This window comes from Flavobacterium pectinovorum (assembly GCF_006438875.1).
GTDB lineage: Bacteria > Bacteroidota > Bacteroidia > Flavobacteriales > Flavobacteriaceae > Flavobacterium > Flavobacterium pectinovorum_A.
The window spans coordinates 182,256-205,852 of sequence record NZ_RCZH01000006.1 but is presented as its reverse complement, the minus strand read 5'-3'; the positions used below and the strand labels follow the sequence as shown (position 1 = coordinate 205,852).

General features: G+C 35.8%; 14 protein-coding genes. All 14 read right to left on the bottom strand.

Annotation, left to right across the window (positions count from 1 at the left end):
* Window positions 1-11 precede the first annotated feature (11 nt).
* Window positions 12-1,721 carry a DUF4157 domain-containing protein gene (locus EAH81_RS10655; RefSeq protein WP_140506765.1) on the bottom strand — a complete coding sequence of 570 codons (1,710 nt, stop codon included), beginning with the start codon at window positions 1,719-1,721 and terminating at the stop codon, window positions 12-14.
* A gap of 73 nt (window positions 1,722-1,794) precedes the next feature.
* Entirely contained in the window at window positions 1,795-3,912 is a 2,118-nt protein-coding gene (locus EAH81_RS10650) for a DUF4157 domain-containing protein (protein ID WP_140506763.1), read from the bottom strand.
* Between the two features lie 5 nt (window positions 3,913-3,917).
* Entirely contained in the window at window positions 3,918-4,739 is an 822-nt protein-coding gene (locus tag EAH81_RS10645; protein ID WP_140506761.1) for a GH-E family nuclease, read from the bottom strand.
* A gap of 45 nt (window positions 4,740-4,784) precedes the next feature.
* The gene (locus EAH81_RS10640) at window positions 4,785-5,423 is read right to left on the bottom strand and encodes a glycoside hydrolase family 25 protein (protein WP_140506759.1); all 639 of its coding nucleotides are present in this window, start codon (window positions 5,421-5,423) and stop codon (window positions 4,785-4,787) included.
* A 324-nt stretch (window positions 5,424-5,747) separates the two neighbouring features.
* A complete protein-coding gene (locus EAH81_RS10635) occupies window positions 5,748-6,317 on the bottom strand; it encodes a hypothetical protein (RefSeq protein ID WP_140506757.1) in 570 nt (189 codons plus the stop codon).
* A gap of 6 nt (window positions 6,318-6,323) precedes the next feature.
* A complete protein-coding gene (locus EAH81_RS10630) occupies window positions 6,324-7,691 on the bottom strand; it encodes an ATP-binding protein (protein ID WP_140506755.1) in 1,368 nt (455 codons plus the stop codon).
* Window positions 7,681-8,604 carry a hypothetical protein gene (locus tag EAH81_RS10625; RefSeq protein ID WP_140506753.1) on the bottom strand — a complete coding sequence of 308 codons (924 nt, stop codon included), beginning with the start codon at window positions 8,602-8,604 and terminating at the stop codon, window positions 7,681-7,683. The genes EAH81_RS10630 and EAH81_RS10625 overlap by 11 nt, the downstream gene beginning before the upstream one ends.
* Window positions 8,605-8,748: 144 nt before the next feature.
* The gene (locus EAH81_RS10620) at window positions 8,749-9,600 is read right to left on the bottom strand and encodes a hypothetical protein (RefSeq protein WP_140506750.1); all 852 of its coding nucleotides are present in this window, start codon (window positions 9,598-9,600) and stop codon (window positions 8,749-8,751) included.
* 12 nt (window positions 9,601-9,612) lie between these two features.
* The gene (locus EAH81_RS10615; protein ID WP_140506747.1) at window positions 9,613-11,559 is read right to left on the bottom strand and encodes a hypothetical protein; all 1,947 of its coding nucleotides are present in this window, start codon (window positions 11,557-11,559) and stop codon (window positions 9,613-9,615) included.
* Window positions 11,560-12,155: 596 nt separating this feature from the next.
* Window positions 12,156-15,851, bottom strand: a complete 3,696-nt coding sequence (locus EAH81_RS10610) for a contractile injection system tape measure protein (RefSeq protein WP_140506745.1) — start codon at window positions 15,849-15,851, stop codon at window positions 12,156-12,158.
* Window positions 15,835-18,585, bottom strand: a complete 2,751-nt coding sequence (locus tag EAH81_RS10605) for a hypothetical protein (protein ID WP_140506742.1) — start codon at window positions 18,583-18,585, stop codon at window positions 15,835-15,837. The genes EAH81_RS10610 and EAH81_RS10605 overlap by 17 nt, the downstream gene beginning before the upstream one ends.
* Window positions 18,586-22,374: a hypothetical protein gene (locus EAH81_RS10600; protein ID WP_140506740.1), complete on the bottom strand. Its 3,789-nt coding sequence runs from the start codon at window positions 22,372-22,374 to the stop codon at window positions 18,586-18,588. It abuts the gene before it with no gap.
* Window positions 22,371-22,808 (bottom strand): GPW/gp25 family protein, encoded by a 438-nt coding sequence (locus EAH81_RS10595; RefSeq protein WP_140506738.1) that lies wholly within the window; start codon window positions 22,806-22,808, stop codon window positions 22,371-22,373. Before EAH81_RS10595 ends, EAH81_RS10600 begins: the two co-directional genes overlap by 4 nt.
* The gene (locus EAH81_RS10590; RefSeq protein WP_140506735.1) at window positions 22,801-23,100 is read right to left on the bottom strand and encodes a PAAR domain-containing protein; all 300 of its coding nucleotides are present in this window, start codon (window positions 23,098-23,100) and stop codon (window positions 22,801-22,803) included. The genes EAH81_RS10595 and EAH81_RS10590 overlap by 8 nt, the downstream gene beginning before the upstream one ends.
* Between the last annotated feature and the right edge of the window lie 497 nt (window positions 23,101-23,597).

Below are 23,597 nucleotides of genomic sequence, written 5' to 3'. Positions count from 1 at the left end.
GGAACCCGTTATTAAATTTGTGAATTGGAGCTTTTTTCTTCTAATGTTTTGTCTGTATTAATTTTCTTCATTAAAATTTCGAGCTGCTCAGCTAGAGATCCCAACTCTGTAAAATATTTTTGTGCTCTCTCATGTTCTGTTTTAAGGGATTCGAGTTTATGGTTCAATGAGAATACAAGTTTGGCCGTTGGCATTCCTGATATAAAACCTAGGAAGCCAAGTGGCATATTAAGGGCATCTTCTACCTTCTTTATGCTTTGAGGAATTCCTGTTTGTATTTGATTATGAGCATGAAGACCTTCAGATTCTGCCATTGTCAGAAGTTGCTTCGCGGCTAACTTAGTATCTGGAGCATCGTGATTGCTTTGCAAAAATTCTTTGATAACTTCTATAAGACTTGGAAGATCTTTGGCTTTTTTGAAACCGGTATATTGAACAGGTAATGGAATAATTAAATGCTCTGTCCCACTATATGGATCTGTTATTTTCTGTACTCTATTCCACGCTAGTGCAGCATCCATAAACCGTGGTGATGGAACACCCATGCTCTTCAAATTTATAGCTCCAGGGTGCAGTTGTGCCGATTTCCCTGCCGCTGCCTCATATCCCCATTCTATTGAACCCAGATAAGTCTTTTGCATTGGACCATCCAGAATGATCGCTGCAGTTTCTGCAAGAAATTTTGAACCTCCATTTTTTGGGTGGGTTGGGGTATCTTCCAGTATTGCAGGTATTATCGTATTATTTTTTCTATAACCTGTTTGAGTTTTGTTTCCTTTATACCCATGAGACGGTAAGGTAGCTTTTGGGTTGGGTGTATCGGAAAGTTTTTCTGGCAATGCTTCATGACCTGAATGATAGTTTGAGAATCCATATGCTACTGGACTAGTGGTTTGTAGAAATTTCTTTTTCCCATAACCGAGCACTCCTTTTGTTTCTCCAAACGGAAGTTGATCTACTCTCCAGCCTTTGTTATCCCCTCCAAGAACCTGGCCTTTCATTGGCCCAAAGTCGCTGTCTTTTGTAGCATGCTCACCTTTATCTGTATAAAGATCTCTTTTTACTGTTTGGACAAGACCTATTCTTCCCTCAACTTTTTCATTGGGTTCAAATTTCAGCTCGATATGTGCCCCCGATACAGGTGCCATAGCTGGAATGGTTTGGTACGGATCAGCAATAAATTTTCCATAATCTGTAGTTTGCTCGCTTTTTAATTGTCTTACAGAGCTACTTCCATTATTATTTCCTGCCTTAAGCGTATTGGGTTGCTTAATTTCTTTTTTCAATTGGACTGCCTTTGCACCCATAAGATCAGCTTCCTTCTCCAAACCAGTATCATCATTTACATTCACTTTGCCTTTCATTTGCACAGTAGGTTTTACCCGTCCTTGTTTTTGTTGTACAACATGCCAGGCTTCATGTGGCAAATGTTTTTCTTGCCCAGAAGCTATATGTATATCCGATCCCTGAGCATAAGCGTGAGCATTGAGCTGCGCAGGTTTATCAGAGTTATAATGAACCTTTACATCATCCATAGAATGACCGGAAAGATTTTCTATTCCTGATTTTAGATTATTGGGCAAGCCAGTATTGTTTGCTTTTCTTTGTAAGAGAGAAGCAGGGCGATTGTCTTGAAGTTCTTTTGCCTTATTCTGAACGGTTTTCTCGTTTAGAATATTGGCAATAGATTGCGTTTTGGCTTTTTCATAACTATTTTCCATATAGTACTGTATTAGAATTGGGGATCCATTATCACATCAATTATTAGTTTCACTTCTTATTTCACATCAATTTTTACGGTGCCAAAAAAGCATCTGTTGATAAATTTGATCTTAATTCAGCTAGGTGCAGCGTTCTTCCGGCAGAGCCTGGAATATTGGCATAAGTGTCCTTACGAACACCATTACCTGTACCAAATGTTTCAGCAAGAAAAGCCGTTTTGGTATTGTTGCCTGCCACTTCATTATGCGCCGTTAATCTTGTTTCAACTGCTGTAAGACAGGCAAGAGCTTCTGCTTCCGCCTCTTTTTTAAGACTGGTAGTTTCACCTGCCTTAGTGTCAAGTATATTATGTGCAGCTCTCATAGCGTCAAGAGCTGGATTTGGAACTTCTTTTTTGGTTTTTTCTGAAGGCTTATATTTAGGTATTTTTGTTAAAATATGTCTTGATATCCAATCTTTTTCACTGGTTATAATACTTTTTAAATCATTCTGAGCTACATTCTTCCCTTTCAAGGCCGCTACTGTAATATTTGGGACACTATCTTTAACCCAGATGCCATGCAAGTCTTTAACATGAGAATGTAAATCAACGCCTACCCAAGGTTTTCTTGTACTTGCAACCAAACGTAATGTCGGGATAGCAATGGAATTAGAGATACCTTTTGACAATAACAATATTGCAGGGTCTATTGCAGTTTTCCTTTCAGGTGTTAATGCAGCATATATAGGATTTATGCGAAAACGGTTTAGAATACTGCCATATACTGTTTCATGTTCAGCTTCTGCACCAGGTGCATTTGCTTTAAATTGTCCGGCTATTTCATCAGGGGTAAGCGCAATGTTCAATTGATATCCAATTTTGTTTGGCTTGTTATCCCATTTATTTCTTGTCACTGCAATCTTGATTAAATTACCAGATTCATTCCAGGTCCAACCGGTACCTATGTGATCATTAAATGGTAAATCTTTTGCACGTACATTTGCATTAGCTGCTCTAAATGCGACTAAATCAGCAACAAACAAAGCATGGACCTGCGAAATGAATGCTTTATTTATTACCCCATTTGCACCTCCTGCTAAAAGGGGAGGGGCTACTAATTCCAGTTCTTCCTGAGCATCTGTTTCTAGTATAAAAGGGATATTAAATAAAGGGCTGAAAGGCCCGGATTTTCCTACCTCTGTATGTGAGTCAACAGGTTTTTTATTAGGAGGCTGAACTTGCCATGTTGCAAATTCATATTCAAAACCAAAACTACGATGTACAGAAAGTATGTCTGGCATAGGTATTTTACTATATGATAAAAAATCTTGCCATTCCTTTTGGGCATCAAGTAAAACAGATAATGCAACTCCTGCATTTTGCGACGCTAGATATAAACCTCTTGCAGTAATTTTTACGGCTTCATCTGTAATTTCTGCTGCTGCTAAAAGGGGTTCAATAATGGGATCAACCGTTTGGGTCAAATGTGTCCAGCCTGCCTGCATCCTAGCAAATAAATCAGCATTTCCCTGTAAATCAGTAGACGCTTTTGTGCGTTGTGCAAGCGTTAAATCGTCACTTTCTACTATTTTCCCCGTTGCATGAGTGTCAGGAAAATAAGTTTCTCCATCCAGTTTGATAGTAACGCGTTGATATACAGTTTGTATTCCAGAAGAACTACTTTGCTGCATACTGGACTGTGAGCCGTAGTTTTTTAATTGAACCGCTTTCGCACCCATAACATCCGCTTCCTTTTCCAAACCGCTATCATCATTTACATTCACTTTGCCCTTCATTTGCAGAGTAGGTTTTACCCGTCCTTGTTTTTGTTGGACTACGTGCCACGCTTCGTGAGGTAAATGTTTTTCCTGTCCTGATGCGAGATGAATATCAGTTCCCTGAGCATATGCATGAGCATTAAGCTGAGCTGGCTTAGCCGAGTTATAATGCACTTTGACATCATCCATAGAATGACCCGAAAGATTTTCTATTCCGGATTTTAGATGATCTGGTAAACCAGTATGATTCGTTTTTCTTTGAACAGGCATAAAAGAAGCCAATTGCGTTGTTGTAGTTCCTTCGGCAAGTTTTCGTTGCACAACAGAATATTCCCGATTGTTTTTTAACTGAACAGCATGAGCGCCGCCACCCGCATATGCGGCAGTTACAGCTATTTTATTTTCGGATATTTTTTCGTGTTGTTGTACCATTACTTTTAGGTAGTTATGCCCGAGCTGCCAGAACCGGGATCAGGATCTTTGCGAAAATCTTTGTAAAAACCTTTATTTTCAGGCTCATCATCCGGAGTATGATATCCTTCTTCGTCAGTATCACTTTCATAATCGACTTTTTTCTTTTTCTCATATTTATGGCTTTCATTACATACCTTGCAAAAAGCCCTTAGACGATCGGGATCATTATGATCTTCTTTTATTTCTTCATCAGTTGCACCTTTCGACTTTAAAGCATGCTCACGCGGCGCCCAGGTAGGATAGTGGTCCAATGCCAAAGCGCGTTGTTCGTGTAAATTGCCACTTTTACTTGTAAAAGCAAACCTTGTCAACTCCAAATTTTTACTTCCTTTTTTTGTAGCAGCTAGTGGTCGTCTGCAAGCAGGACAAGTATAAATCTCCTTATATTTTTTGTTCACGTTAATGCGTTTGTGAGCAGTTTCTCTTATAACGTCCTCAGTAGTTTCTGCAGGAATATGAAATCTCTTTTGTTTTTTAGCACTTGGAGGAGCATAATCACCGCTGCCATCTTCCTCATCGCTATTTTCCTCATCGCTTTCTGAATCTTCTCTTTTTCTTTTCTTCGATTTTTTTTTATCCTCTTTTTTACCACCTTTTAACTGCGCAACACCCACATTAGAGATTGTATTTTCCTGTAGACTATTTTCTACATGTTCCTGCAGTTTTCGTTGCACAATAGAATGTTCCCGATTATCTTTTAGTTGCATCGTATTTTGACCACGAGCAGTATGTGCAGCAGTAATAGCGGTTTTATATTCAGATATTTTTTTGTGTTGCTGAGTCATTTCTTTCTTCCTTTTGCATTGTACAACTACATTTTTTTTGGCATTTTAACTAGATTGAATGAAGTTTGAAAATGCATTACTATCACCATTAAAAACGTCATAATCATTAAGCTGACCATTCAGTTTATAACTTGGAGATTGTTGCCAGATCGTCCAGTTTTTCCATACATTCGGGATTTTTGGCGTACTGCTGTAATTCGCAATCCATAAACTATAACCCCCAAAAGCAGGATCAGTCAAATAAGCATTTGCCGTATTATTGTCCGTATATATCAATGGTTTTCGTCCTGTTCTTTGTTCCAATAAAGTCAGGAACTGCAACAAATTGGGCTGAATACTGGCTTTATTAACACCCGCATCAATACTACTTTCTTCAAAGTCAACAATAGGAGGAAAGTCCGTTGCCAAAAAAGTACCCACAACACCCAGATAATTGGCAACCTGTTTTGAAGGATCATCATTGCAATGGTAAAAATGATACGCACCACGAACATATCCTTTTGCCTGAATTGCCGGCCAGTTCGTTTTAAAACTAGAATCAGTATACGTAATTCCCTCAGTAGCTTTGCAAATTATAAAAGAGAGTTTATCAACCTGCTTGTTTAGAAAATTGATTTCATTGCCCTGATATCTCGAAATATCAATACCAAATACGGTGAAATTATTGATTGCTGTTGTAGTCATTTTTTTATGGTTTTGTTTAGTTAATTGTTTTTATGATTTGCTTTTTTATTTTTTGTCAGGCTGAGCGAAGTCGAAGCCCGTGCCAATTGAAACGCCCTTCGACTTCGCTCAGGGTGACAAACTATGTGTGAAGAAATTTGTTTCTTTTTTATATTCTTTTTTAGGCAGAGAAAACTATGTTTCTATGTGTTAAATTAAACTTTTACGAATTGCATGAATTCGCATAAATTTCAATGCGTTGACCTCGTTTGTCAAATTAATTACACTAACGAATTAGTGACAATTCATGCAATTCGTGTTAAATGAAATTTTATAAGTTGTATTCTACTGTTTTTTTGAATCTTTAATTTCTTCCATTTCTACAGGATCTATACCTCCTAAATAATGAATTGCCGAACAAAAAGGATGGTTATGAATCAACGCTTTCAATTCCTTAAGGTCTCGATCAAAATAAGGAAGCGTAACTTTTTCTCCGGTAATAAGTTTTACTAAATGACCATTTTCTAAAGGATATATTTTAAATAAAGGTTTTCGTGCTTCATAAAAAAAATTTTCATCATCAGCAATAAAAGAAGTTTCTCTCCTGTTTTCTTTTAGTTTTTGAGGATTGTTTTTTAATAAAAATATAATCTTAATCTCAATTTTATGAACCATTTTCTCTATGCTTTTTTCAGTAGTTTGTACAACCAAATAAAGATTTTGACTCGTAATAAGATATCCTTTTATATCAAAAGAAATGTTGTCATCAAAATCACTCAAAGCCATTGCAATTATTGTATTTACATAATTTAGATCAAAATGGTTTTTCCAGTTTCCAATTTTAAGTTTCACTTTATGACGTTGTAATTGCGGCTTAGCAATGGCAATCTTACTTATGTTTTCATTGTTTTTCATAATGCGTCAATTCATTTGTGAAACATGCAGCGTTTTGTTCTCTTTTTTAAATTCACGTCTAATGCCCTCCAGTAAATCCTGAAGACTTACTACAGTTTCATTTTTCTGAATAGCCGTCAAAGCGCAAAATCTCAAAACATTGATAATCGCTCCGCCCGCCAACTCATAGTTTTCGGCAACAGTTTCGATATCAATATCAGGATCAAGCTGGCATTTTCCGGAGAAAGCTTTTTCCCATAACAGAATTCTTTCCTCGGCAGTTGGCATTGTAAAATGAATCATCGATTGAAACCTTCGCGAGAAAGCCTCATCCATATTTTCTTTTAGATTAGAAGCTAATATTACAACACCCGGAAAATCTTCAATTCTTTGCAATAAATATCCCGTTTGCTGATTGGCGTGTCGATCATTTGAAGAAGATGCAGCAGTTCTTTTCCCAAAAAGGGCATCAGCTTCATCAAAGAATAAAATCCAGTCTTTATGCTGTGCCACATCAAATATTTTGGAAAGATTTTTTTCAGTTTCACCAATATATTTAGATACAATCATAGAAAGGTCAACTCGGTAAACTTCCCGATTGGTGCTCTTTCCTAATAAAGTTGCTGTAAGCGTTTTACCCGTTCCCGAAGGTCCGTAAAAAAGCGTTCGATATCCCGGTTTTATTTTATTCTCGAGACCCCATTCCTTCATAAGAGTTTCACCATGATTGAGCCACGCATTAATTTCCATAACCTGATTCATAACATGTTCTTCGAGAACGAGATCGTCCCAGTTCATATTGGTCGAAATTTGCTGTGCAGGAAACGAAACACTATGTTCTAGTTTAGGCAAAGTACCCGTTATAAAATAATGCAGCCAACGCTCGTTAATCGTAATAATCTGATTCAAAACAGGCATATTAGATTCACCCGCTTCAAGAACCAAAACCTGTTCTTTTGCGAGAATATTTGCCGTACTCAGAATATTGAGTATTTCGATTCTCAATTCAGGATTAACCGCCGTAATCAAAAAAGAAAGCGTTTGACCGGTTGGCAAAAAACCACTGTGATTTTTATTGATAACCCCGCCAAATTCCGTAAAACCACGATCGTACATGGCATTTTTACTAAAGAAAATATCCAGAACCTCAGGTTTAATCTGAGGCGCAAGAATCAAAGCAAGACAAAGACGCTCGTAGAGATTCAAATCCCATTCGACTATTTTTTGATAATAAACGCTGTCCTCATTTTCGATATCAGCTTCGGGCAACGGAATATCCTGCCACCGATTTTCATGACCATCCTGAAGTAAATAGCTGCAAATAACCTGATCGATTACCTTTTGCAGCCAATCCATTTCATCATATAAAACAAGAATGTCGGGATTAGTTTCCATATGCACCAAAAAGTTTTTCGACATCGTCGAGATTGGCATCCACCCATTTAAAATACAACAAAGCCGTATTAGGATTTAACTCATTCGATTGCAGCATATCCAGATAAAAGCCCTGCGCATTTTGCATAATCATTTGCGTATTATAATCGATATCATTGTGAAAATTCGAATCAAAAAAGGAATCTGTCCATTCGCTGAGGTTATTTTCTTTGGCAATAAAATCACTGATAAAATAAGACAGCTTTTCATCCTGAACCACTAATTTTTTAGCTTTAAAATAAGCCGGTTTTCTTTTGGTTTCGCGATGGTAATATTCAATATCTTTCGATTGAATAGTTTTGGTATTCTGATGTCCAAAAATATCAACCAGACCAAAACTCTCTGCATCACTTGCCAGTTCCAATTCAGCATTTGCTTCGCCCGCCGTTGCCAGCGTAGTGTTTGCAGCCGTAGCACTTTCCGTCACCACATAAAGTTCGCGGAAAGAGAATAGCGTCTGTGTAAGTTTTATAATGAGCTGTTGCTGAATATCATTCCAATTATTAATCTTTACAGATTCCGGATCTTCGGCCCTGAAAATAAAACTTCCTTTATTGGCAAAAGCCAAAATTTGTTTGCTAAATTCAATCTGACCATCAATTGCCCCATGTCCGTGCGCTCGCCCCGAATAGGGTTTTGAAATCCCATCGCTAAAATTCCAGTTCGAGTCATTCAAAGCAATCACGCCGCTTATATCAACATCCTGACGCGCCACAATAGCATTGCGGTAAATGTTTCCCAAGAGAATTATTTCACCATTTTTTATTTGGAAATAATCACCCGGAAAAAGATTTTTATTCAACGGTTTTGTAGGCAAAAATCCTCCTGTTTTAAGATAAAATTGTCTGTAAAAGTTCTTGTAAGTGCGATCCATAACCTTAAAATTTATTGATTAAAAAAACAAACACGAACTTCACTAATCGGCACCAATTTTTATTAGCGTACTTAGTTTGTAATTAAGTTCACGTACGAATTAGCGTCAATTCGTGAAATCCGTGTTTAAAATCATTTTAATGTCTTAAGAAGCCAAAGCCGCTGCAGTTGCTGCCGCTAAGGCAGATTGAAGCGATTGCAGTTTGACCTGAGCTTTATTTAAATTAGCAGTTGCAATGCTTAATTGTCTTGTAGTCTGATCATTTGCTGTATGTGCAATCTCATAGGCACTTTGAGCATCTTTATAGGCTTGATACAACAATACTTTGATAGAAGGATTAGAAAACTGATGTGATGTTTGATGTGATGTTAATGTATGAATAGATTTTTCATTTGTTAAGGTCAAATAAAGGTTAAGAGCCTGTTTGCTTTCCAGTGTAATCGCTCCTTCAGATTCCAGAATAGAAGCTTCTGCCGCCAATGTCGATTTTAAGGCAATCAGCGTAAGTGCAACAGCATTATTGGCATCTGTACCAGCAGTATTTATTCGTGTAATTAAGTCATCAGAAATCAAAGGATTAAGCGCTTTTTTGCGAATAACAAGATTTGCCAGTTTATTAATTATTTCTACGGAGTAAATAAGCTTATTGATTAGATCACTAACATTTGTGGCAACTTTTGTGGCAACCAAAGTAGAAGATACGGTGCTGCTAAAAGCATTTTCAGAATTAGAACTTAAGTCGTAGGCATTTTGAATAATCTGATCAATTAAGTTTTTATTGCCTAATGCATGCGTACGATTACTTTCAGAAACTAATAAATAACCCTGATACTTTGTCGCTTTTTCATTCAGCGAACTCACGATTATCTGCTGTTGCTGCACAATTGCTGCTGAATCGACTACTTGATTTTTTAACCAGTCCAGTTCAGCTTTTTTTGCTTCTGTAATTCCATATCTTTTCGCTTTTGGAGCAGATGGTAATAGTTGAGTTTCCATATAGTTGTAGTATTAAATAGTTGGTTTGTTATGATTTTCGATTGCAGAATAAGGAATCGGCGGCGTATTTTGCCAATCAGAAAGACTGTTTGTGTATTTGTTATTAAAAATCTCTGCGCCTTTGTAGTAAGACAAAACAACCGGGATATAATTTTTATCCCCAATCAGCGGATTTCCAAAATTATCAGTAGTTGTATGATCAATGTGAGCAACAAGTTCAGTGCCGGAAGTACCCTTGTGATGTCTGGCACTTGTATAGTTTCCAGCGGGAATGTTCTCTGCTAAGTTTAAATTGAAGAAAAAAGCGTTGACGTTAATAACCTCTTTAGGCGCATTTTTTTTCGCTTCTTTTAGTTGGACGTTCAAAGCTGCCAATTCACTTTTAGAAATAACTAATTTTGCCTTAACATCTGCTATAGCAACTTTTAAACTATTACTTTTTTGTTTCTCTAATTCCTGATCTTTAGCATTTTTAGCCGCATCAGTATTTTGATTCGGAGTGTTTAAGATTTCCAGTTCTTCGTTAAAAAACTTAATTTCCGCTTCAACAGCTTTAATTCCTTCTTCTAACTCAAGTGTTTCAATGTCATAATCAAGATTATTCAAATCAATATCCCCCAGCGGCTGATCAGGATAAGGCAGGAAGAAACATCTGTAATCAATTTCATTAGCCTTTAATTCCTCTTCTTTTGGAACATCAAAACTAATTTTAGATAACTCTTTTGCAGAATTTTCGTCTCTGGAAACTTTAATTTCACCAACATTTTGCAAAGTATAAGTTAATGTAAATGTTTCAGATGGAGCAGATAAGTATTCATCAAATGTATTGATCTCTTTTTTGTAGCCTTCTGTAAAAATGATTAAAAGAAAAGCAACATAATTTTCACCAAGTATTACTGGATCATTATCAGAATCCCTAAATTCCTTATACGCTATAGGTACACTATAATTTCCTTTATCATTTGTATCCTGAAGTACCGTTATTCTTTTAAACTGAGATGGGCTATTTAATAAATCTTCTGCCGTAGAAACACTAAAGAATGATTTCTTACTGTCTTTTACCAGAACGATATTATAACTTTGCACAGGTTTTTTTAATCCAATATTTTGGGTTGAAGAATCTCTGTCCTCAGGAGTAAAAGGACTTTTATACTTATCAAACAAAACGGTAAAAGTACCTGCCGCAGGATCAAAAGGTTCAGCAACTTCGACAATCAAGTTTTGATTGAATTGTTTGTTATTAGAAACGTATGCTTTTTTTGAAGCCTCGTATTCCACTTCACTACATTTTATGGCGCCTTCTGCGGCTCTGGTGGCTATACTAGCTTTAGAGTTTGTATCGTTATCTACAGTCAGTATAGCTGTAATTGCTGTTAAATCAGCAGTAGTAACCTGTAATAAATTGTTAACAGAAGTATTTGTTAGTTTAGCACCATCGGAAACTGTTGCAGTTGCAACTGCAGCAATAGATGCTGTGGCTTCCATTGCAATTTGAGAAGTTTCCTCGGCATTATAAGCCGTTTTATTGATCAGATTATAAGCCTCAAAAGCCTGTTGGTAAATTTGAGTTCCATAATCTGCAGCATTAATAATACTGTAAATACTGCCAATATCACTTGCTAGACGTACAATCGAATTTGAAGCAATTTGTATGTTTGACGCACAAACAGCCATATTGGTAACAGATTGTGTTATATACGTTTTTTGCTGATTTGCAGAAAGTAATATATTGTCTGCAATGTTCTTATTCTTAACAACTTCAGTATTTATAATTTGCTTCTCCTTGTACATACTGGTTGTTGCCGCAAGTTTTTCCTGCGCAACAATTTCGGCTCCTTCGGCATAATAAAGCGTAAACGTCGAAGCGTTCAATTGTGTACCCAATTGTTTTTTGGTCATCTCCTGACTTTCTAATGAAGACAATACACTAGAATGTAGATTTTCATTGTAGCTGTTCATAATAGTTTTTTTTAGTTGATTAATTTATATTTCAAGATCGTATTTAATTTTTTTTTATTTTTTAAAATGTGGTAACCCCAGTTTTGTCATTTCGACCGAAGGGAGAAATCACACACGAAACTCCGTTCCCATAATCGCCAATCTTTGTCGAGCTACTTTATGTGATTTCTCGTTCCTCGAAATGACACAAAATGTGCAATCTTGTCATTTCGACCGAAGGGAGAAATCACACACGAAACTCCGTTCCTATAATCGCCAATCTTAATGCACTACGACAGCTTTGTTAAAGTTTAACACATAGTAACCCAGTTTTGTCATTTCGAGGAACGAGAAATCCTCGCAAGAAACTCCGTTCCTATAATCGCCAATCTTTGTCGAGCCACTTATGTGATTTCTCGTTCCTCGAAATGACAAAAAATACGTTGATCAATCTTTGTCGAGCCACTTACGGAGATCCCTCGTTCCTCGGGATGACAAAAATGCGCTGACCAATCTTTGTCGAGCCACTTACGAGGATTTCTCGTTTCTCAAAATGACAAATACTGCAAAAAAACTTTGCGCCTCTGCGCCTTTGCGCGAGATTAAAAAAGCATAACTTAATAAGCCCACATCACATGCAACGGCTTATCCATCCAATGGTATTTTATAATCGAAAAAGCAAATGGTGATCTGTTAATGAGCACATCATACGCCTTTTTGTCTACTGTAAGTTCCCATTTATCCTCCTGTTCAACCAGAATTCCTTCACGAACCAGCCAGTTTCCCCGAAAACCATCAATCGAGCAATCTCCAATTTCCGGCCAATGCGAAATCGCCGCTTGTATCAAACCGTTTATTAAATTTTTATCGTCATCAGATATTTCAATAAAATCCGGCACAGTATCCGTCAACGGCAAACCACACAAAACTTTATTTAGAGGCAAATAAACCTCCTCCGTTTCCTGCATTCCCGTAATCACATATTGCAAATACTGCACAGCTTTGACCTGATGTTCATTGCTTATAAATTTATTATCTGTAAGCAAATTCAATCTGTCAAACAAAATCGCTATATAATCGTTCAAGAGCACAATTCCGGCGTTTCTGACCGAAACTCCTTGTTTAAGTGGCGTTTTTGGACTTTTTTTGATTGTAATTAATTCCATTTTCGAAAGTATTTCAGTTTGTTTTAAGATAGGAACAGTTTGTTTTTCCGTCCTTATAATTTCTTTGAAACCAAGTTGCAAAGCAGGCGGAAATTGATAGAGATACTTTTCAATATCAGCTAGAAAACTTTTTTTAGGAATCCCTTTTTTGGCAACAACTTCCCATATTAATTCATTCCAGATTTTATCAATCGCAATAAGTCTCCAATTATCATTGGCGGCAGCCTTTAGAAGTTTTCGCAATAAAATATTTTGCAATTCTTTCGAAGCCAATCCTTTAATCACGACAACGCCCAAAATGTGATTGAACTTTTCCAAAATCCTCAAATACGATTCCCTGTTTTTGTCCAATTGACTTATTGCATTGCAAAAAGTATGAAAGCTGATATTGCGGCAAAGCCAATCCATTTGCGCCTCAGGAACAAATTCTTTTTTAATTATTCTAAAGAAAATCTTAGGCTCTTTTACAATAATCGCATTCAGAATATCTTTGATTTCATGCGTTTTTGAAGCCATAAAATCAATCGGAATTTGTCTTTTTATGATAACCGACGAAAACCATTCGTATTTTTCTTTTTCCGATAATCGCTCAATCTCAAACAAAATATTGGCGTGAATAGTTTCTGTAATTTCATTTGAAACCACATAATCCGAAAGCATATTATTTTCAAAAAAATGATCAATTTCTGTTACTGAATTTGCAGATTCAAAAGAATTTGTTTCGTTTTGAAGCTGAAATTGATCCTTAACAATATTGTTCTTCAAATACGATTTCAGTTCTTTCTGCAAGAGTTTTTCAAAAAGAATTTCATTTCCTTTATAAGCCGAATATTTTAAAATCGTTTTCCAGAAAAGCTCGTTTAATTCAAAAGTAATTTTGGTTTTTGAAACCGATTTTACATTTCGAATTATCGTAGCCGAAGTTTTCTGAATCCAATTTTTCTTCAGAGAATTTCCATTTGTCAGGAAATAACGCAATATGTTTTCACTTTCTTTTCGATCTTGTTTTCGCAATATTGCAAATCCCGAATCATTAAAATTACTCGTCAATAATTGCGATAATTCAAGTTGATCTTGTTGCGACGTATTCTGAATAAGCAATGCAAGCGCAAGAGTATCAATAGAATTGGTATTCTTTAATTGATTGATAAAAGTCTTTTTAATCGCAACGCCAAAAGATTTAATTCGCTTGGACTGAATCAGTTTTGCGATAAACTGAAAGTAATCGTTGCGTCTTGTATCCGTTATTTTTTTGGACAATTGTATAATAATCGTTTCCAGAAATAAAGACGAGTTATGCTCCGGATGAAACAATATTTCCTGCATTCCAACCAACAATAAATTATCCGTCATTAATTCTTCGGGAAAATCATATTGATCTTTTTCGTTCAGTATTTCATACACAACTTGTATCGTTTGTACCAGTTTAGTCTTTTTGTAATTGGCCGTTTTAACCAATAATTGCAGCATTTCCCGATTTAGAATCAACGGAAGTATTTTCTTTAAAACTTCTTTATTTCCATACGAAAGCATCACCTCAAAAGCCATTTTGGGATGCAATAAAATCGTCTTAATCAGCGATCTTTGCAAGTCAATAAAAAAGATACTTTTGGTAGCGTTTTTCTGCAATTCGAGTTCCAGTTTTGCAACAAGATTCTTGAAATGAATTGCGGGATAATTGGAGTTATTGTTATTTATTTCTTTGCAATAAATGGCATTTAAATTCGTGTAAATAGTTGCCGAATTATTGTTTTTAACTGCAGCAGGAATTTTAGCATTCGTGAACATAGCCAATAAATGCTCGTGATTCAGATTGTTTTTTTTGCTTAATTCCTTAATGCAAAAAAGTAGAAATGTTGTATTATCGGCATTTTTATGTTTGAGAAGAAACAAAATTCCAATTTCCCATAAAGCCTTACTATTTGTTTTTAATTTAAAAGTCTGGCTCAGTTTATTCAAATAAATGATGGTTTCCATGTGAAGCAACGAAGGCGTTGTATCTACTTTAGAAAACAGAATTTTAATCGACGTTTCATTCAAATCCTGAAGCAATAAAATCAATGGATTTTCATCATTCAAAACCGAACGAATAAGGGTATTAAATTTTGTTTTATTCTCATTACTCAACGCAACAATCAATTCATTTAGATTGTTTTTATCCGCTTTAAATCTTCGGTCATTTTTATTTTTTAGTAATTGCTCCAGTACATTCCAGTAATTTGTTCGTGTTTCAGGTTGGTAATTTTCACTTTTTTGCGTTTCATATTCCTGAGTTAGTATTTTAAGGCAATCAATAAAATTATTGTTCTGAGACGTTTTATCAGACAGTTTTACAATCGTGTTTTCGATCAAAAGAATAAGTTCTGAGTAAGCGATATTATAATGATTTGCCATTTGCAGAATACTGCTTTTCATGAAAGCCAATTTGTTAAAAAGTGTTCCGCGTTCCAGCAGCAAAAAGTTTAGAATAAAGAACCAAAGATTCTTTTTGAAACTCGCCGTACTCGTCTGGATAATCGTTTCCTTGACCTGAATATTGGTCATAAGCGAGCTGAATTCTATTATAGAACTGCTATTATTAGGCTCGAGCGCCGCAATTATTCTGGTTATATTTTTCTCATCAAATTGCCATGAAATTCGCTTTCTCACTTCCTCGTGCGTCATTCCGGTTTCTTTGATAATTGTCACAACTTCGGCTAAATTATTCTGAAGTAATTCTGCCATAATCTGGTTTACAGAACCCTCTTTGTTTTGATAATTCCAAGGCAAATAACCTTCTAACAAAAAGACCGTAAGATTCTCCAGAATCGATTTATCCTTGTTATAAACCGCGATTCCGTTTTGCTTCTGACTGTTTTGATAGAGAATTAATTCCGCAATTTTTTCTCTTAATAAATTGCGTATTTTTCGACTTAAATCAAATTCAAGATCACTATAATCGCACGCGCCAAGATCCAATTCCAGCGATTCTATTCGCCAGCTTTGTTCCGGCGGACATAATTCGCTAAAAATATTGGCGACTTCTCTGGGCAGCGAGATTTTGCTCCAGGTACTCAAACGTTCCTGAAGTCGGTAACTTTCTCGTTTTTGGTCAAAAGTTGTGTCCCACTTTAGACTCGATACAATATGGCTATTTATTTCTTCCATTTTTTGTTTCTAAAATTGAGGTTAAACTATTGATCATATTCACCGCAGCTTGTGCAGGATCTGAAATTATTGCTTTTTCTGAATTACCTTCTTGCGTATCCGTTACATCCGGAACATTTTTGAAACGCAAACTTTGGTGCCAATTGCTGTAATCAGGAATCAACATTTCTAATTCTGAAATGCTTAAAAACAGACATTCGCATTTTATATTAGTTGGAAAACTGATTTTAAGAAACTGTTTCAAACGTTTTTTAAACTCAGGAGTTTGTAGTTCCGGAATGAAATCTGGAAATATCAAAAGTGTATTTTTCTTAAAAAGTTCGTCATTTATCGTAATATTTCCGTTTCCGGAAGCAACCGTAATGCGAAATAAATAATCTGAAAAATTTGTTTTTATATAGTTATCAGGAACAATCGTTTCGGGATTACTGATTGAAAAAGTATATTTTTCATTCGAAAATTCCAGATAACCTTGCTCAAGTTCCCCGTCCAGAGTAGCTTTATCAATCGTATTTAAAACATAATTGATCTTAGTAATAGTTTGAAAGTCAGTATTCTGTATTTCATAAGAAGTATTAGTTTCGTTTTGCTGTACGATTTCAAGATTGTATTTTAAGGGATTTAACAGAAGCGGGGTTTCGAGAAAAATGGTGCCATTTCTTTTTTCTTTAAGCCAATATGTTTTCTTTAAGGTTTTAAAAATATTTAATCGATCATCAGGATTATTCTGTGGAGCTTCAAATTGAGACGTAATAAAATTGGCGTAGATATTTTTTAATCCGAAGAATAAATTCAGTTTTAATTCAAATGCCGAGAAATTATTGAAATCATTTTTGCTCAGTTTTTCCTTTTTATTGATTTTATCTGATTTAAAAATAAAATCAGTCGTGTTTTCATTTATATAAGTATAATGCTCGTCTTTAATACTGGACAAATTCACATCAATATTTTGATTAATGCCCGCAGTTATTTTTGACGCACCCAGAAAATTGTATGCTTTTTGWCTGTTATAAGATAGCAAACCAAGGTTTTGCAAATACAAACTTTTCAGTATTATCTGGTCTTTTTTTGCGTTTCCGGTATAAATCGTGTCAGCAATAAGTGCGTCAATAACCATTGGTGATTCGCCGTGTCTGGCAAGCAAATGATCCAGTAATTTGTTGCGGCGATCGAGGTTTGTTTCTTCCTCTTCCATGATTTTCATCATCCCGAAGATGTAGGGATTATAAGGATCTTGCTGATATTCGGACCAACTTTTCTCTTTTAGTTCCGTTTTCGTTTCTATGTCAAAAGTGAAATCAAACACTTTATTGTCTTTTAATAAAGGTTTGATATGAGGCACATTATACAAGGATTGATAGAAATAACTTGGAGAAAACATTTTGTACGGAACTGGATATTCCAAATGTTTTCGCTCAAATTTATCTTTCAAAGCATAAAAAGTTTCCAAATCAGAAGGCGCTCCACAAACCGAATTGGTGAACGAAAACAATTTTGAAACATTCGCCAATTGCGAAAATTGATTTGCCAAAACCTGATCAAATAAGGTTAAAAATCCTTTTAATTGTCGGGATTGTGCGACTTGAATTGGTGCAGAATCGTCTTCGATTTTGTCATCGCCAATACCATATTGCTGCGGAAATGTATTTTGAATCGAATAATAACTATTGATGTCCCTAAAACTGCTTTTAGGTAATTTGAAACTTGGCTGGTTGTTTAAACTTACCACACTCGTTTCAAATTTATTGCTATTGATTTGCAATGGACCAATAGGATCCATGGGCAAATCTTTTCCGTTGCAGCTTAAGATCAGGGTTTTGTTTTTGTAAGAAGTCAAAATATCGATCGACACTATTTGACCCAAAGCCGATTGCAATGTCGAAACTGATTTTGTATTCTGATAAAACTCTAATCCTGAAACCGAAACAATCCCGGATAAAGATTCGATTACGGGAATCAAATCAAGGACTTTTATAGTGTCTTTTTTATCGATTAAAGATTCGGTCAATATCCAGCCATTTTTAAGATATGGTCCATCGTATATTTCGGAGGCATTGTAACCGTTTTCTTTTAAAGAATCATAATTCGCCTGAATTACTTTCGGAAATATATAAGTTCGGATTTTGTTCTGAAGCTCTAATAAAACCGCGTATTCGTCGGCTTCTTTTTGAAGTTCTATTTTACCGCCAATCAAGTAATGTTGAGCCTGAAGCGTAATTGGCATATTAAAAAGTTCTCCAATATTGCGGCTTTGATTCAAATAATAAAATGCTTCTTTACAAATGTTATTTAACTCAATTGTATCTGTAATATCCGGATTTATATAGAGATAAACCTGGTAAACTCTATTAAAAGGCTGGATATTATTATTGAAAGCGGTTATTGTAACATTATAAATATCCTCGATGCCGTCGACAAGATATTTTATATAATCGTCGATCGTATAAGGCGCTGTTGTCAGGATTTTATATGGTAAATAAAACTGATTTTCAATTTCCATATTCCCTTCAGAATCCGTTAGAATATCCGGAATCGTAAAATCTGTACAATACCCTAATTCTGTAAGCGCATAACAAACCTGATCGAGAATCGTCATTCCGGGATCGCTTGGATTAAAGTTAGTCCATTCCGTACCAATATGTTTTTGGATATAATCAATAGCTTCGTCCTTCAGGAAATTAAAATCCTGATGTGGCGGAAGCTGTACTTTTGATATGTGATTAATTGTATCCATTTATAAGTCAAAAATAAAATTATGAGTTGGTGCCGAAACTAAAAGTGTCGTTGGCCCATAAGGCATCAAGGTTCTTTTTTTTGTTTTTAAAGTAGTTTGTAATCCCGTTTTAGGATTGATATAATAGGTCGAAAATGTAACACTTTCAACTGCTGCAATTCCTTCAATATTTTGAATAAAAGTGCTCACTTTGGCATTAATAAGCGGTTGACCAATTTCAATCAGAGAAGGACAATTTGCGATCCACGGCGATAAATATTCCTTTAGAGCAAGATTTACCGTATTATTCATTGGTGTTTTTTGATAACCGCTTTTAATTGAAAATGTGGCATTAACGCAAACATATTCAAGGTTGAAATTGGAAACTTGCAGGTTTGTAAATGGCGACGAATTTGCTTTTAGAAATTTTATTACGTCAATTTCAAGAGAATTTGTAACCAAAGGAACAAACGCACTCGAATCTGTATCTGATGCTACTTTTTTTACCAAATAGACATTTGTACTGTTGTCGCTTTTTTTGGTTACGACTTTCGAATAATAAACGGTATCATAATTTTCGGCAATCAAAGTATAATAATCTGAAGGCGTACTTGCTCTGTTTTTGGTTTTAATTGTATTGCTGACTCTTTTATTTCGATCGGTTTTGTCTTCGGCAGCTTTTCCTCCAAAAGAAGCAAAAGGTTGAATTATGGTACCTATTTCCGGAATCTTAATTTCTGGTTTTGTGATTGTATTTGCAGCAATTTGCGGACTTTGTGTATCGGTTAAAAATGTTGTTCCGGTTCTTTCTACACTAAATCCGTTCGTTTGCATAAAAATAGTTTTAGAAAACGAATCAATATCGCCGTTAGCCACAATTGAAATCCAGTTATTAGTTCCGGGCATCATAGTTTCGTTATTGTTGCAATCTTCAGGAATAGGAATTTCTATAATTCCCGAACGTCTAAAATCGTTGGTTCCATCAGATATTGGCTCAACTCTTTTCCAACCTAAATCGGTTAAATAATAGCATTGAATATGATTTTTAGTAGTAAGTGCAGTTGAGTTTCTGGCGAGTTCAAAGTATAGATTTAAAGTGCTGTTGCAAATTAAATTATCCAATTCTATAAATAAATTTCCATCATAATCGCAAGTAGGATAAAGCGGAAAACCTTCTGTAAGATTGCTGGAAGATTTGCCCATTACTGCCGTGTCGAATACCTCATTTTCGGTTTGGTCAATTGTGGCACTATCAAATACGAGATAGTTTAAAAATGGAGTATAAATAAAATATTCCAGCGGATAATCTCCTTCAGTTCCGTCCAATTTATAGGTTTCACTTGCGGTATAAATAGCTGATAACGTTTGTATTTTTGGTGCAAAAGGAACATTGGCAGAAGGCAGGAAATCAGTTACTTCTTTGTCTTTTGCGACCGTAATCTTATTGCCATTTTTTAATGCAATACTCGAAACGAGATTTGCATATAATTCAGATCCAAAACCATATTCCGGATTTGATAATGTCATTTTTATGAATCCTGACGAACTTTCTTCTGTGAAATTTAAAGTCTCTTTTTGAATATTTGGGTTCGGTTCCCAGATTTTACCAACAGTTTGTGTTGTACTTGCAGTTGTATTTGTATCCGCATTTGAAGTCGAATTTGCTTTAGAATACACATAATAACTGCTTGATGTATTAAGAAAAACCGGAATAATAATAGGCGGATTAACAATAGGAAGTTTAGGATCTACAGGCGCAGGATCAAATAAGCAAACAGGTTGGGGAGTATTATCAACCGCAACAAAAACTTTGTCGACATCGCTACTTTGAATTTTTGTCATTTTGAGACCTTTCCATAATTTGTCCTGCATGATATTAAGATCGGCAGTAAAACTGGTATTTGAGAAAAAAGGTATTGGTTCAGTTTTTGGAGAATCGTCGTTTGAAGAGAATAGATTCCTAACAGTTCCTGCAAGTCCTGTAGTTGCTGGTTTTTTTGGCGGAGTCAAATAATCATTGTATTGTTGGTAATACGTTGTAAAATTGGTGGGTCTTTTGTCCCAATCTATTTCTACGATAAGACTGTCCAGCGGTTTGCTGAATATTTCATTGTTTCCGATAATAAAATTGGCATTTACTAACGGAATTGGTCCAAAAGGAGGGTAGGGATTTTTTGTGTTTAGTTCTCCAAAATCGTTATACAATTGAAATGTTTTGACACCTGTTACTTTTAAGGCAATTGTCATTGCAGTAATTTTTGGCGGCATATAAGAATTTGGAATATTCTGAAACAAGATTTTCATCATTGGCCAATCACTTTTTAAACCGTCCGAATTAATCAGGAAAGGTTCAATTGCCGCCATTGTTGGATCAAGATTAATAATGATCACACAATTACTGGAAGTGGTTTGTGTGAAATTTGCAGGAAGTAAACTAAGTTTTAACCACTCTTTTTGAGTGCTCAAAAAATAATTGGCAGTTTGCAATAGTGCTAAATCTATTGAATTATCAAATTGAAGCGTTAGGGTTACAGTTCTTTGTCCTTCGCGTAATAACAACATTGGCGAGGCGAACGCAATACCTATTAAATTAGGATTTGCAATAGGATCTACAACAGGATTACTGGATCCAAAAGTGTCCCAACTGATTACTTTATTTTCAAGATCTAATTGAATAGCCGTTGGTTTTGCAATAGTTTGTAAATTATAAGACGGCGTGTTTTTTGCGTTATAAGAAAGTGTATGAACACTTGTAATCGTTGCAGGATTTAGATTTACATTTTTTTGAGAAGCAAACAAAATTGGGTTCTTTTGCGCATCGACTCCCGCGTTGAACAATGTTCCTGCCGGTAAAGTATATGCCTGCGTTGGTTTTGCCAGTGTTGCGCACAAATAAGTGTGATCTGCTACGGCAGGTAATTTGGTTTGCTTTAAAATGTCTTTATAATAAAAATCAAGATGTTTCTCTGAAATACCATTCAATCGATCTTGCTGAACTTTCAGTACATTTACAAATGAGCGCAAAAGAGTGGTATCCGGAAATTGTCCTTTTTTAAGACTTAATCTCTTAAATTCTTTTGTTGCATGATGAATTACAGTTTCTAAAAATTGGAATAACCGATCTCCAATTTTTGTTAGAATATCCAAACTAAAAGTGGTTATTGTTGCCGTTGTCTGCAAAATAGCCTGCTCCGTTTCAAAACCAAAAACTTGCCAAAAAGGAGTTCTGTCTTTGTTTATATTCCAAATGTTTTTATCAAAAGAATCAAATTCTCTAAGAGGTGCAGGAACAATAAAAACACCTTCTACAGACAATCTGTATAAATATTCCCTAAAGGATTGAATCGCCCAAAAGTCAATGCTTAATCTCGTTTTTACTTCTTGCAGAATATACGTTTTGAGATCGTATATTTCGTTGCTGCTTTGCATGTAATGTGTCCAGCGTTCGATGATTTTATAAATCGCCGTAATACGATCAAACAGCTTATTTAAAGCATTTGAATGAGGATTGCCGCCATTTTCGTTTTGAACTAATCTTTGAATCTCGGCACAGCTGTTTTTATAATCGGAATGTAGGTTTTTGTAGTTTGTTTTTGAAATTGAAGCCATCAAAAAAACGGGATCTTTCAATAAAAACGGACTCCAGTTTCCTTCGATTGTATTGCTGTCATTATAGAAATTGATCAATTTGCTAAATTCCGTCAAAAAGTACAACCAGTCTTGCTCCGTCCTTCCGTCTATCAAATGCGGATTTGGAACGAGTGCTTCGTTGAGGGAGTTTATGGCGCTATTTTGATCAATTAAAATCATTTTTTTCGATCTAAGTTTGTTCCTTCTTTTAAATAAAATGGGAACACATAATTGTGTCTTGTATTTGTTTTTGAATAGATGTAACTAATCAGTATTTCTATTTTTCCGTTTAATACATCTGTCGAAGCCACTTTTACATCTTGTACCAATATTCTGGGTTCGTAGCGTAATAAGGCGTACTTGATGGTTTCTATAATTTCGCCTTTAAGCGTATTGTCAATTTTTCTAAACATAAATTGCTGTATTCCAGAGCCAAAATTAGCTTCAAGAGTACGTTCGCCTTTGCGGGTGTTTAAGATCACATTGATAGATTCGTTGATATTGGTTTCATTGGCAGACAAACTCACCTGATGATTGTCTACAGAAAATGACACAGGAAATGCCCATCCTGAACCCAAAAAAGCGGTCTCTTTATGTTCTTTATTATTATCCACCTATCATAACATTAAATGCTCCAAGGACAATTGATCCTCCATGAGCGGTTGAATCTCCTATTCGTGCGGCTGGCATGCCACATATCATAACCGTCGCTGATCCTTTTATTATAGAATCCGGCGGTCCTACACAAACCAGCATATCGCCAACTCTGGCTGCCGGTAATCCTGCGATCAAAACCGTTGGTGCTCCCGGACCAACAATTGGTCCGCCAACATGCGGAATTGGTGGTACACCCGGAGTTACCATCGGGCACTGGTGAAAGTCTGTAAGTCTTGCTGCTGGAGGCATTTTTTTTAATTGTTAATTATTAATTGTTGATTGTTGATTGTTGGTTGTTTTGTCTTCAATCTTGTCATTTCGACCGGAGGGAGAAATCACACACGAAACTCCGTTCCTATAATCGCCAATCTTTGTCGAGTTACTTTATGTGATTTCTCCCTCCGGTCGAAATGACACAAAATGCGGTGAACGTAAACTAATGTTTATATACTATTGTCTACAATCCTTTACGGCAGCTTTGTCAAAGTTTCAAACTTTGACAAAGCCTATCGTTTACTACGTAACCCCAATCTTTGTCATTTCGACCGGAGGGAGAAATCACACACGAAACTCCGTTGCTATAATCGCCAATCTTTGTTGAGCTGCTTTATGTGATTTCTCGTTCCTCGAAATGACACAAAATGTGGTGACTAATCTTTGTCGTAACCCCAATCTTGTCATCTCGAGGAACGAGAGATCTCCGCAAGAAACTCCGTTGCTATAATTGCCAATCTTTGTCGAGCTGC